Source organism: Bacteroides sp. AM16-24, from assembly GCF_003471885.1.
Classification (GTDB): domain Bacteria; phylum Bacteroidota; class Bacteroidia; order Bacteroidales; family Bacteroidaceae; genus Bacteroides.
In genome coordinates this window covers 107,518-120,162 of sequence record NZ_QRKI01000003.1, presented here as the reverse complement: position 1 = coordinate 120,162, position 12,645 = coordinate 107,518, and the positions used below count along the sequence as shown (strand labels likewise).

Genomic DNA, 12,645 nt, shown 5'->3' with positions numbered 1-12,645 from the left:
AACTTATGAAAAAGCAATTTATATTTATCTTCACTATTCTAATATGCTCCATCTTCCAATATAAGGGCATAGCAAAGAATACCGTGCATGAAGCCATATTAGAAAAATCATCCGAATGGAAACTATTATCTCCCGACAGCCAAATAGAGTTTGTGCTTTCCTTAGATAAAGAATTCGGCAAACTCTTATATTATGTAGTCAATAATGGCAAACAAATATTGCTGCCCTCCCCTTTAGGTATTGACAGAGAAGATGAAAAGTTTTCTTCGGGTCTTCAATTCTGTTCCCAAAATGAGGTTAGCCTTATCGATGAAGAATATGAATTAAAATCCGGGAAAAGATCGCTCTGCCATAATCTGGCAAACGAACAAATCTATCAATTCAGGAATTCTAATGGCAAAGTGGTCGAACTCATTCTGAGGGCTTACAACGATGGAATTGCTTTTCGTTATCATTTCCCTGAAAACAATTCCAAATCCCATAAAGTAATTAAAGAAAGTACAGGTTTCAAACTGCCAACTGAGGGAAAAGCCTGGATACATCCGTACGATTGGAATTCTCGGTTAAAGCCAAGTTATGAGCAGTATTGCAGAAGTGGTATAGCTATCGGAAGTTATTCTCCTTACAAACAAGGCTGGGCATATCCCTTATTGTTTAACACCAACGGGCATTGGATAATGATAACAGAAGCAACCCTGGACGGTACCTATTGCGCCACACATATAAAGAATGACGAAAGTGGCTTGTATACGGTAGCATTTGCAGAGAAAGATGAAGCCATCATAGAAGATGATCCCGAACCTATATCGACACTACCATGGTCCACTCCCTGGAGAGTAGTCATCATAGGTGATCAGCTATCGAATATAGTAGAAACAAACATTATACAAAACCTGAATCCTCCATGTGTCATTACAGAAACAGACTGGATTAAACCCGGACGCTCTGCATGGAGTTGGTGGTCGGATGCTCCCTCCACTTACGAATACCTGAAACAAATAGAATATATCAATTTTGCTGCCAGTATGGGCTGGGAATATATATTGCTGGATGCAGGATGGCATCGGATGGCAGAGAACGAATTGAACTATATCATGCAATATGCTCAAAATAAGAATATAGGAATCTGGTTATGGTATCACTCCGGTGCCGGCAAACCAACCGAGACCATCGACATATGGAATCTGATGTCCGATCCGAAAAGCAGAAATGCTGAATTGGATAAAATACAATCCTGGGGAGTAAAAGGTGTCAAAATTGACTTCTTCGATACCGACAAACAAGGAATTATACAGATGTATAAAACTTTCCTGGAAGAGACAGCGCAACGAAAAATTATGGTAAATTTTCATGGGGCTACTCTGCCCCGCGGGCTGGAACGAACTTATCCTAACCTAATGACCACTGAAGCTGTAAAAGGAGCTGAAAGTTTCACGAATCAGAATGCCTGCAACAAAGCTCCGGAGCATAATGCAACGATTCCTTTTACCCGGAATGTAGTAGGTTCAATGGATTATACCCCTGTCACTTTTTCCAATAAGATATATAACGGAGTAGAATCTCAAAACATTACCACCTACGGACATCAACTGGCGCTCTCCGTCATTTTTGAATCCGGCATACAAAACTTCGCCGACAACCGAAGCGTCTATGCAGGATTACAAGCAGAAGCCCGAACGTTTCTTGAGAAGATACCGGTAGCATGGGATGAAACCAAATTGGTTGATGGTTATCCAGGAGACTATGTTATCATAGCCAGAAGAAAAGCTGATAACTGGTATATCGGAGGAATCAACGGTATGAACAAAGAACGGGAAATGCAGATGGATTTGTCCTTTCTACCTAAAGATAAAAGAATAAGGATCATAACAGATGGAAAAGAAAAAGGACGTTTTATCGTCAAAGATGAAGATATTACAAATCAACTATCTATACCGGTAAAAGCTTATGGAGGTTTTGTCATAACCACCGAAGGTGTCCACACCCACCAATTAGTATCGGAAAAGAGTTCCATGAAAATGAATGCTTATCCCAACCCATCGAATACCGGTGAAACAATATCCGTGAAACTGGATATCGGACAAGAGTTATTAAACAAAGCCACCATAGAGGTCTATGACCTCTGTGGAATCAGTCTGAAAAAGACCCAGGCAACAGGATTAACCACTTCCATAGCAATGCCTTTGCAAGCAGGAACATATATACTCAAGGCACGGGCAGAAAGCTTTGTTGATGAAAAATTACTTATCGTAAAATAACAATATATTTTCAAATGAAAAATTACAAAAGAATAGCCAACATCATTTTACTCTCCTATTGTATAACCTCTCTTTTGTCCTGTCAGAACAATCCGGATACAACAATCTGGCGACTGTGGTATGATCAACCGGCAGAAAAATGGGAAGAAGCCTTACCTATAGGAAACGGACGCATCGGTGCTATGGTATTCGGTGGTATCACGAAAGAAAAGATACAATTGAATGAAGAAACGGTCTGGACAGGAGAACCAAACAGTAACTCGAACCCAGATGCTCTAAATGCAATTCCTGATATCAGGAAACTTATTTTTCAGGGTAAATACAAAGAAGCACAGAAACTGGTAGATGAGAAAGTCATATCAAAAACGAACCACGGAATGATCTACCAACCTGTAGGAGACCTCAACCTCACCTTCCCGGGACATGAAACGGCAAAAAACTACTACCGTGAACTGGATATAGAATCCGCCATAGCCAAAACACGCTATACAGTCAATGATGTCGAATATCAACGGGAAATATTTACGTCATTCACCGATCAAGTTATCGTAATACACCTGACCGCATCCCGGAAAGGTAAAATTGTTTTTTCGGCAGAGTTGAATAGCCCTCAAAAAAGCCAGACAATAACATTAGAAAACGGCCTTTCGCTACAAGGTTCTACGGAAGGGCACGAAGGTTTAGAGGGCAAAATATCATTTAGCACTTTGGTAAAAATCGTACCAGAGAAAGGGCAAATGAAAACGGAAGCCTCCAGAATAACCGTATCCAATGCTGATGCCGTAACAATTTACGTCTCCATAGCAACAAATTTTGTAAATTATGCTAATCTGAGTGGTAATCCGGATCAAAAGGTGAAATCATATCTTCAGCATGCAACTCAAAAAGATTATGCAAAACTGAAAACAGACCATATGGACTACTATAGAGATTACTTCAATCGGGTGAAATTCAAACTAGATGTCACTGAAGCAATTCAAAAGACAACAGATGTTCGTATCGCCGAATTCGCTCAAGGCAAAGACCCGAATTTGGCAGCACTTTATTTCCAATTCGGACGTTATCTGTTAATTTCTTGTTCACAACCCGGAACACAACCGGCAAACTTACAAGGAATATGGAATGAGAGGATGAAACCTGCCTGGGATAGCAAATACACCACCAATATCAATCTGGAAATGAACTATTGGCCGACAGAAATCACCAATCTCAGCGAATTACATGAACCTTTAATACAAATGATCAAAGAACTGGCTGTGACAGGTGGACATACTGCCAAAATCATGTATGGAGCCCGGGGCTGGATGTTACATCACAATACCGACCTATGGCGAACTACCGGTGCTGTAGACAGATCCGGCCCAGGAATGTGGCCTACCTGTGGCGCCTGGCTGTCAAGACATCTATGGGAACATTTTCTCTACTCCGGCGACAAGACATATTTGGAAGAGGTCTATCCCATTATGAAGGGAGCCGCCCTTTTCTTACTTGATTTTGCAGTTGAAGAACCGGAACACCATTGGCTGGTTATTGCCCCATCCAGCTCTCCGGAAAATACTTTCGACAAAAAGAATAAACTTACAAATACTGCCGGAGTTACAATGGATAATCAACTAATGTTCGAACTATTTTCTAATCTCATATCCGCAACTGAAATATTAGAAAGAGATCAGCATTTCGCTGATACTTTAAGACAAATCCGTACACGGATACCTCCAATGCAAATAGGTCGTTACAGTCAGCTACAGGAATGGATGCATGATTTGGATGATCCTAATGACAAGCACCGCCATATCTCACACTTATATGGATTATTTCCCGGAAACCAGATTTCACCGTACAGGACACCTGATTTATTCAATGCTGCACGTAACTCTTTAAATCACAGAGGAGACGCATCTACAGGATGGTCAATGGGATGGAAAGTTTGTCTATGGGCCCGTTTCATGGATGGTGACAGAGCATATAAGCTCATAACAGAACAACTGCGATTAACCGGAGATAAAAATACGGAATATGACGGTGGAGGAACTTATCCTAATCTACTGGACGCGCATCCTCCTTTTCAGATTGATGGTAATTTCGGGTGTACGGCCGGTATAGCCGAAATGTTGTTACAAAGCCATGATGGAGCTCTCCACATACTTCCGGCACTCCCTAGCGCTTGGAGAAATGGTATAATCCAAGGATTAAAAGCAAGGGGTGGTTTCTTAACAGACATTGAATGGAAAAACGGACAGGTAAAGACTATAAAAATAAAGTCTAACTTAGGAGGTAACCTGAGGATACGCACCTCCACTCCGTTACAAGTTGTCGGTGAGGCAAATTTAGTAAAGGCTCAAGGCGACAATCCTAACCCTTACTACAAGGTATATGAAACCCCTCCTCCAATCATATCCTCAGAAGTCGTATTAGCCTCTTCGAAGATACCCGATACGATCGAATATGATTTATTGACTCAACCTGGAGAAGAATATATTTTCTATTGCCAATAAAGTAGCTACATCTACAATTAATATATTATAATCTGTAGAACAATTATTTTAATTTAAAATCGTTTCATTATAAAACAAAGAATCTATGAAAAGAAAACACATTATCGCTATTATCTGTCTGTTTTGTTTGTCCTTTCAATATGAGATCACAGCTCAGAACAAAAGCAAAGTAGACGAAATACGGGACGAATTACTGAATCCCAATAATAATTCTGTATTGGTAGTCGCCCATCGGGGAGATTGGCGGTATGCACCGGAGAATTCATTGGCTGCCATTGAGAACGTCATCAAAATGGGATGTGATGTGGTAGAAATCGACATCCAAAAAACCAAAGACGGGCATCTCATACTTATGCACGATAACACATTGGACAGAACAACTACGGGACATGGTAAAATAAGCGATCAGACTTTGGATGATGTCAAAAAGCTGAAACTAAGAAATGGTTTAGGCATACATACAAGGCATACCGTACCAACATTGGAAGAGGCATTACTCCTGGCAAAAGATAAGATTATGATAAACCTGGACAAAGCCTACCCCTTGTTTGATGAAGTATATGAGTTATTGAAAAAAACAGGAACGACCAAACAGATCATCATGAAAGGTAGTCAGCCTGTGGAACAGGTAAAAAAAGAATTTGGTAAATACCTGGACAAAGTTATTTTTATGCCTGTGATTAATCTGGATAAAGCCAATGCACAGCAAATGATTGAAGATTACATGAAAAAATATCCTCCGCTTGCTTTTGAGTTCTCCTATGTATCCGATACAAATACATTACCCAAAGAAATGGGCAAACGGTTAAAAGGGAACTGTCTTATCTGGTACAACACATTGTGGGATACAATGTCCGGTGGACATGATGACGATATGGGTTTGAGAGATCCCGACAAAGAATACGGATACCTGATCGATACATTAAATGCACGTATCATCCAGACGGATGTACCGGAATTTTTAATTAAATATCTGAAAAACAAAAATATGTAGTACATAATAATCCCATCAAAAAAATGAAAAAATTACTATCCACCATCAGTTTACTTTTTATCGTAATCACCTTATGGTCTCAGCCAAAAGAGCAGATGATAAAAGTATTTGTTTCTCCCGACCATACAGACTGGCTGTATAAACCGGGAGAAACCGTAAAGTTCAATATCAGGATAACAAAGAACAATATTCCGTTGCAAAATGCAGATGCCTATTACGAACTTTCGTATGACATGATGCCTCCACTGAAAAAAGAAAGTGTGAAATTAAAAAACGGAGAACTAACAATTAATGGAAGCACCATGAATATCCCTGGATTTATGCGTTGCCGGGTATGGACTAAACACGAAGATAAGACATACAGCGGATATGCAACAGCCGCATTTGCACCCGAGGACATAAAGCCCACCACTACTTTGCCTACTGACTTTGAAGCTTTTTGGGAGAAAGCGAAATCAGAAAACTCCAAAATACCCATCGATTCACGGCTACGTTTACTCCCGGAAAGATGTACAGGAAAGGTTAATGTGTATGAAGTTAATATACAGAATTACCGTATAGGAAGCCGGCTTTATGGCATACTGTGCATTCCTAAGGCACCAGGTAAATATCCAGCAGTACTACGCGTACCGGGCGCAGGGATACGTCCTTACAATGGGATGATTGCAGAAGCAGAAGACGGCTTGATTACACTTGAAATAGGAATTCATGGAGTCCCTGTCACGATGGATCTGGTCATCTATAATAATTTACTATATGGAGGATTGAACCAATATCAATATATGAATTGGGACAATAGGGATGAAATTTATTTTAAACGGGTTTATATAGGATGTGTCCGTGCAGCAGACTATATTTTTTCAATGGATGAATTCGATGGAGAAAATCTGATCGTGTATGGAGGCAGTCAAGGCGGTGCATTAGCTATTGTTACTGCTGCTTTAGATCCGCGCATAAAAGGTTTGGTTTCCTTCTACCCGGCTCTCTGTGATTTAAACGGCTATGTACATGGTCGGGCCGGGGGTTGGCCTCACCTCTTCCGGAATTCAACAGAGAGTCCGGAGATCTTGAAACAAAAAACCAAAAATACACCTTACTATGATGTCGTAAACTTTGCCCGTAAAATAAAAGTTCCAGGATTCTATTATCTGGGATATAACGATATGACATGCCCGCCCACTTCTATGTATTCAGCATATAACACGATTACAGCCCCAAAAGTATTAGAAATAATGGAGGAGGCCGGACATTTTAGTTATCCGGAATTATGGCCTAAAGCAAAAGCTTGGATCTATACTCATCTTCAGGTTAATCAATAAAGAAATTATGCATAGGTATTAATTTTACGAGGATTTGAGACTGTTTTCTTTTTAGGGCTGGCTGGATAAGTCAGCCCTAACATCGTATTAAACTGGAAATATATTTTTTCAATCTGAAAAACAGACCAATCGAAACTACATCACACTTAAACTATACTTGCGTCATACCCTCTTCGTACCTTCCTCGTACCAACTTCGCTATTTTCTTTCCACTATAGAAGCGAAGAAAACGCGAAGAAGGTAAAAATCAAAAGAGAAAAAGAACAAAAGCCAATAATGACAAATCCCTTCTCTTTCTTCTCACAGATGAAAACTTTTCCGCACGGATTGTTGCATCAAGTAAAAGTTTGTTTTATTTTTGCAGTTTAACAATACAATTTATAACCTAATAGGCGAAAAACATTATCAATTATGGATACAAGCAAGATTGTCGGAGAAAAAATCAAGTCGCTCCGTGAAAGCCAGTCAATCAGTATTGAGCAGTTGGCCGAACGTTCCGGATTAGCCGTAGAACAGATTGAACGCATTGAAAACAACATCGATTTGCCTTCATTGGCTCCACTCATCAAGATAGCCCGCGTACTAGGTGTACGCTTGGGAACTTTCCTTGACGACCAGGACGAAACAGGTCCTGCTATCTGCCGCAAAACGGAATCCAAGGACACCATTAGTTTCTCTAACAATGCTATCCAGAGCCGCAAGCACATGGAATATCATTCCCTGTCCAAGTCGAAAGCAGACCGCCACATGGAACCTTTCATCATCGACGTAGCCGCTACGGAAGACAGCGATTTCGTACTCTCCTCACACGAAGGTGAAGAGTTTATTATGGTTATGGAAGGTATTATGGAAATCAGTTATGGCAAAAATACATACTTGCTTGAAGAAGGAGACAGCATCTATTATGACTCCATCGTTCCGCACCACGTGCATGCTTACGAAGGCAAAGCAGCAAAAATTCTTGCAGTAATCTATACACCCATTTAAGGATGGTAGGATGGTAAGATGGTAGAATGATAGGATTACTATTCTAATCTTATCACCATACCATCTTACCATCCTATCACTTTTATAATATTATCACTTCATTTATGCTTTACGAAAGAACACTCGGCCAATGGCTGGAGCACTGGGCAGAGACTACGCCCGATAAAGAATACATTGTTTATTCCGACCGCAACCTGCGCTTCACCTGGAGCCAGTTCAACCGACGGGTAGACGACATGGCGAAAGGACTAATCTCTATTGGTGTAGAACGCGGAACCCATGTAGGTATATGGGCTGCCAACGTCCCCGACTGGCTTACGCTACTGTATGCCTGTGCCAAAATCGGTGCCGTCTATGTAACCGTAAACACCAATTACAAACAAGCCGAACTGGAATACTTGTGCCAAAATTCAGATATGCATACCCTCTGCATCGTGAACGGTGAAAAGGACAGCGACTTCGTGCAAATGACATATACCATGCTGCCGGAATTGAAAAACTGCGAACGCGGACACCTGAAAAGCAAACGTTTCCCACACATGCGCAACGTTGTTTACGTAGGCCAGGAGAAACATCGTGGTATGTACAATACGGCTGAAATTCTCCTACTGGGTAACAATGTGGAAGACGAATGTCTGAATAATCTGAAAAGTCAGGTAACCTGCCATGATGTGGTAAATATGCAATACACATCAGGTACCACCGGTTTTCCGAAAGGAGTTATGCTCACCCACTATAACATTACCAATAATGGTTATCTGACGGGAGAGCATATGAAGTTCACAGCCAATGACAAACTATGTGTCTGTGTACCTCTGTTCCACTGTTTCGGTGTAGTGCTTGCCACAATGAACTGTCTGACTCACGGTTGCACGGAAGTCATGGTAGAGCGCTTCAACCCGCTAGTAGTTCTTGCCTCTATACATAAAGAACGCTGCACAGCTCTATACGGTGTGCCCACCATGTTTATTGCTGAGTTGCATCATCCCATGTTCGATATGTTCGATATGTCCAGCCTGCGCACAGGCATCATGGCAGGTTCGCTCTGCCCTGTGGAACTGATGAAACAGGTGGAAGAAAAGATGTATATGAAAGTTACGAGTGTATATGGTTTGACAGAAACATCGCCGGGTATGACAGCCTCACGCATTGACGACCCATTCGATGTGCGTTGCAATACTGTAGGACATGATTTTGAACATACCGAAGTCATGGTTATCGATCCTGAAACCGGAGAAGAATGCCCGGTAGGTGTACAAGGTGAAATGTGTAACCGGGGCTATAACAATATGAAAGGGTACTACAAGAATCCGCAAGCCACGGCCGAAGTCATTGATAAGAACGGCTTCCTCCATTCCGGTGACCTCGGAGTAAAAGATGAAGATGGTAACTATCGTATCACGGGACGCATCAAAGATATGATTATCCGTGGTGGCGAGAATATCTACCCACGTGAAATAGAAGAATTCCTTTATAAACTGGAAGGCGTGAAGGACGTACAAGTTGCCGGAATTCCATCAAAAAAATATGGTGAAGAAGTAGGTGCTTTCATCATACTGAAGGAAGGGGCAGATATACACGAATCGGATGTACGCGACTTCTGCACAGGCAAGATCTCTCGTTACAAGATACCGAAATATGTATTCTTCATTGACGAATTCCCAATGACGGGAAGTGGTAAGATACAGAAGTTCAAATTGAAAGATGTAGGATTACAACTTTGCAAGGAACAAGGAATCGAGATAATCTAAAAAATTCAACATAAAGAAACAGGCTGCAACTTAATAGTGCAGCCTGTTTTTTATGTTTAATTTCGTAATCCTCAATTATCCCAGCGGTAGCGTAAAGAAGAATGTCGTTCCTATTCCTTCGCCGGAACGTACCCAAATGCGTCCACCCATCCGTTCCACCAACATACGGGAAACAGTCAGCCCCAGCCCGGTGCCTTGTGCAAAGTTATTAATCTTGCCGAAGCGTTCGAAAATCTTCGCCACCCGGTTGGCAGGAATACCAATACCCGTATCTTTTACGTAGAACTGTACAATATTGCCGCGTAACTGATAACCAAAATGTATTTCTCCGGTAGGAGTAAATTTAGCAGCATTACTCAACAGATTCATCAATACCTGCATAATGCGCATTCGATCTCCCATCACACACAACTCCTCATCCACATCGTCCAGTATCAAAATCACACCTTTATTTACTTTCAACCGATGACTGTCATATTCTTCAAGGCAAGCATGATAAAGGTTCACCTTCTCACGAACAAATTCCAAAGTCCCTGATTCCATTTCAGACAAGTCCAGAATATCATTAAACAAACACAACAACAATTCCGAATTTTTCTCGATAATATTGCAATAATCCTCCTTGTCTCCTTCGTGCCCCGGATCAATAACCAACCTTGAAAATCCAACAATCGCATTCAATGGAGTACGGATTTCATGACTCATATTTGAAAGAAACGCAGATTTTAATCGATCGGACTCTTCAGCCTTTACACGGGCAGCCGCCAGTTCACGTAGCGCATTCACCCGGCTCGTCACATCCCGGCACATACATAATAAATATTTATCTCCCAAAGGACATACCAGATTTTCATAATGATGCATCTCTCCTTCAAACCACAATGAATGTTCTCCTATGCTGGGACAATCGGTACGCATCACTTTCTCCATATTCGCCCGGATTTTGCGGTATTCTGATTCCGGTACTATATCTTTCAGATTAGGATGTGACTTATCCTCACCGGATAATCCCTCTACATGATTGGTATCAGGAGAGGACAGTAGTTCTATATAATCCAGATTATAATCAAAAACAGTCAACATATCCGGGATAGCGTCCAGAATTTCTTTACCGTATTGCTTACGGAAGCGCTCCAAGTCTTCATCCTGGCATGAAGAATCCGGAAGAGTACGATTTTCCAATTGCTCCTCTAATTTCCGGATAATCTCCAGTAGTTCTTCTTTTGTTTTATCTTTATAGTCCTTCATTTCAAGGCCGATATGTTGTTGAGTGTTACATTCGGGCAACAAATATACTATTCTTTTCAATTATATCAACATATATTGCGAGCTTTTATTTAAAAAAAACCAATAGCTTTTGCCCTACTAATCAGAATGTTCTATCTTTGCATCACTTTTTATTTTAAATCATTAATTAATATGTCTAAAGAATTATTCTCTACTCTGCCCTACACGGTGGCAGACATTACGCTTGCCGACTTCGGTCGCAAGGAAATCGATCTGGCAGAACAAGAAATGCCCGGCCTTATGGCTCTTCGCGAAAAGTATGGAGAAACAAAACCGTTGAAAGGTGCTCGTATAATGGGTTCCCTGCATATGACCATCCAGACGGCGGTACTGATTGAAACCCTCGTGGCACTGGGCGCCGAAGTACGCTGGTGCTCATGTAACATATATTCGACTCAAGACCATGCTGCTGCTGCTATCGCTGCAAGTGGTGTTCCCGTATTTGCCTGGAAAGGTGAAACACTGGCTGATTACTGGTGGTGTACGCTTCAGGCGTTGAACTTCCCCGGCGGCAAAGGTCCTACGGTAATCGTTGACGATGGCGGTGACGCTACCATGATGATACACGTAGGGTACGAAGCCGAAAGCACTGCCTCTATTCTGGATAAAGAAGTCCATGCGGAAGATGAAATAGAACTGAATGCTATCCTGAAGTGTGTATTGGCTGCAGATCCTACCCGTTGGCATCGCGTAGCTGCCGAAATGCGTGGCGTTTCAGAAGAAACTACGACAGGTGTACACCGTTTGTATCAAATGCAGGAAGAAGGAAAATTGCTGTTCCCGGCATTCAATGTGAACGACTCAGTGACGAAGTCTAAATTCGATAATCTTTATGGTTGCCGTGAATCTTTGGCCGATGGTATCAAACGTGCCACAGATGTAATGATTGCCGGTAAAGTAGTAGTGGTTTGCGGTTATGGCGATGTAGGTAAGGGATGTTCACATTCCATGCGTTCATACGGTGCCCGTGTACTGGTTACGGAAGTAGACCCGATCTGCGCCCTGCAAGCTGCAATGGAAGGCTTCGAGGTAGTAACTATGGAAGAGGCTTGTACACAAGGTAATATCTTTGTTACTACAACAGGCAATATCGACATCATCCGCATCGATCACATGGAGAAGATGAAAGACCAGGCAATTGTCTGCAATATCGGCCACTTCGACAATGAAATCCAAGTGGATGCTCTTAAGCATTACCCCGGCATCAAATGTGTGAATATCAAGCCACAGGTAGACCGCTATTATTTCCCCGACGGACACAGCATTATTCTATTAGCCGATGGTCGTCTGGTGAACCTGGGTTGTGCTACCGGTCACCCGTCATTCGTTATGAGTAACTCATTCACCAACCAGACATTAGCTCAGATTGAGTTGTTCAACAAGAAGTATGAAACCAGTGTTTACCGTTTGCCTAAGCACCTTGATGAAGAGGTAGCACGTCTGCACCTTGAGAAAATCGGTGTGAAGCTGACGAAGCTGACTCCCGAGCAAGCTGCCTATATCGGTGTAACTGTAGACGGACCGTATAAAGCCGAACACTATCGCTATTAATAA

The 12,645-nt window shown here is 41.7% G+C and carries 8 protein-coding genes; 7 read left to right on the top strand and 1 reads right to left on the bottom strand.

Translation table 11 applies throughout. The features are described from left to right. Nucleotides 1–5: 5 nt before the first annotated feature. The 6 genes from DW182_RS04955 (at nt 6) to DW182_RS04930 (ending at nt 9,804) form a co-directional block, all read left to right on the top strand. Nucleotides 6–2,258: a glycoside hydrolase family 97 catalytic domain-containing protein gene (locus tag DW182_RS04955; RefSeq protein WP_007661873.1), complete on the top strand. Its 2,253-nt coding sequence runs from the start codon at nt 6–8 to the stop codon at nt 2,256–2,258. Nucleotides 2,259–2,272: 14 nt separating this feature from the next. Then, nucleotides 2,273–4,753, top strand: coding sequence for a glycoside hydrolase N-terminal domain-containing protein (locus tag DW182_RS04950; RefSeq protein ID WP_007661872.1), 2,481 nt, complete (start codon nt 2,273–2,275; stop codon nt 4,751–4,753). 85 nt (nt 4,754–4,838) lie between these two features. Beyond that, complete coding sequence (locus DW182_RS04945; protein ID WP_007661871.1) at nt 4,839–5,747, top strand: glycerophosphodiester phosphodiesterase family protein; 909 nt, start codon at nt 4,839–4,841, stop codon at nt 5,745–5,747. Between the two features lie 23 nt (nt 5,748–5,770). Beyond that, nucleotides 5,771–7,066, top strand: a complete 1,296-nt coding sequence (locus tag DW182_RS04940; RefSeq protein WP_044533997.1) for an acetylxylan esterase — start codon at nt 5,771–5,773, stop codon at nt 7,064–7,066. Nucleotides 7,067–7,477: 411 nt separating this feature from the next. Continuing rightward, the gene (locus DW182_RS04935; RefSeq protein ID WP_007661869.1) at nt 7,478–8,053 is read left to right on the top strand and encodes a helix-turn-helix domain-containing protein; all 576 of its coding nucleotides are present in this window, start codon (nt 7,478–7,480) and stop codon (nt 8,051–8,053) included. Between the two features lie 104 nt (nt 8,054–8,157). Continuing rightward, the gene (locus DW182_RS04930) at nt 8,158–9,804 is read left to right on the top strand and encodes an AMP-binding protein (protein ID WP_118294867.1); all 1,647 of its coding nucleotides are present in this window, start codon (nt 8,158–8,160) and stop codon (nt 9,802–9,804) included. 75 nt (nt 9,805–9,879) lie between these two features. On the opposite strand, the gene DW182_RS04925 is transcribed toward DW182_RS04930, so the two are convergent. Next, on the bottom strand, nt 9,880–11,052 hold the full coding sequence (locus DW182_RS04925; RefSeq protein ID WP_115502327.1) for a PAS domain-containing sensor histidine kinase: 1,173 nt from the start codon (nt 11,050–11,052) through the stop codon (nt 9,880–9,882). A 171-nt stretch (nt 11,053–11,223) separates the two neighbouring features. On the opposite strand from DW182_RS04925, the gene ahcY reads away from it, so the two are divergent. Beyond that, nucleotides 11,224–12,642, top strand: a complete 1,419-nt coding sequence (ahcY, locus tag DW182_RS04920) for an adenosylhomocysteinase (RefSeq protein ID WP_199678548.1) — start codon at nt 11,224–11,226, stop codon at nt 12,640–12,642. Nucleotides 12,643–12,645 lie beyond the last annotated feature (3 nt).

Coding starts and splice junctions, on each gene's coding strand:
- DW182_RS04955 (WP_007661873.1), top strand. CDS start 6: ATGAAAAAGCAATTTATATTTATCTTCACTATTCTAATATGCTCCATC.
- DW182_RS04950 (WP_007661872.1), top strand. CDS start 2,273: ATGAAAAATTACAAAAGAATAGCCAACATCATTTTACTCTCCTATTGT.
- DW182_RS04945 (WP_007661871.1), top strand. CDS start 4,839: ATGAAAAGAAAACACATTATCGCTATTATCTGTCTGTTTTGTTTGTCC.
- DW182_RS04940 (WP_044533997.1), top strand. CDS start 5,771: ATGAAAAAATTACTATCCACCATCAGTTTACTTTTTATCGTAATCACC.
- DW182_RS04935 (WP_007661869.1), top strand. CDS start 7,478: ATGGATACAAGCAAGATTGTCGGAGAAAAAATCAAGTCGCTCCGTGAA.
- DW182_RS04930 (WP_118294867.1), top strand. CDS start 8,158: ATGCTTTACGAAAGAACACTCGGCCAATGGCTGGAGCACTGGGCAGAG.
- DW182_RS04925 (WP_115502327.1), bottom strand. CDS start 11,052: ATGAAGGACTATAAAGATAAAACAAAAGAAGAACTACTGGAGATTATC.
- ahcY (WP_199678548.1), top strand. CDS start 11,224: ATGTCTAAAGAATTATTCTCTACTCTGCCCTACACGGTGGCAGACATT.